This window comes from Cupriavidus sp. L7L, from assembly GCF_004353535.1.
GTDB classification, from domain to species: Bacteria; Pseudomonadota; Gammaproteobacteria; order Burkholderiales; family Burkholderiaceae; genus Cupriavidus; species Cupriavidus oxalaticus_A.
Window position 1 is genome coordinate 1 of sequence record NZ_SMNY01000157.1, and the last position, 457, is coordinate 457.

Annotated in this window: 1 rRNA gene; it reads left to right on the top strand. The window is 53.6% G+C overall.

Annotated features, from left to right (window positions below):
- Positions 1-457 (top strand): 23S ribosomal RNA (locus E1J61_RS36735); the annotation flags it as partial.

The following is a 457-nucleotide window of genomic DNA, read 5'->3' on the forward strand; positions in this document are numbered from 1 at the left end:
GCTCTTGATTGAAGTCCCGGTAAACGGCGGCCGTAACTATAACGGTCCTAAGGTAGCGAAATTCCTTGTCGGGTAAGTTCCGACCTGCACGAATGGCGTAACGATGGCCACACTGTCTCCTCCCGAGACTCAGCGAAGTTGAAGTGTTTGTGATGATGCAATCTCCCCGCGGCTAGACGGAAAGACCCCATGAACCTTTACTGTAGCTTTGCATTGGACTTTGAACCGGTCTGTGTAGGATAGGTGGGAGGCTTTGAAGCGTGGACGCCAGTTCACGTGGAGCCGTCCTTGAAATACCACCCTGGTTTGTTTGAGGTTCTAACCTTGGCCCGTGAATCCGGGTCGGGGACAGTGCATGGTAGGCAGTTTGACTGGGGCGGTCTCCTCCCAAAGTGTAACGGAGGAGTTCGAAGGTACGCTTGGTACGGTCGGACATCGTACCTAAAGTGCAATGGCA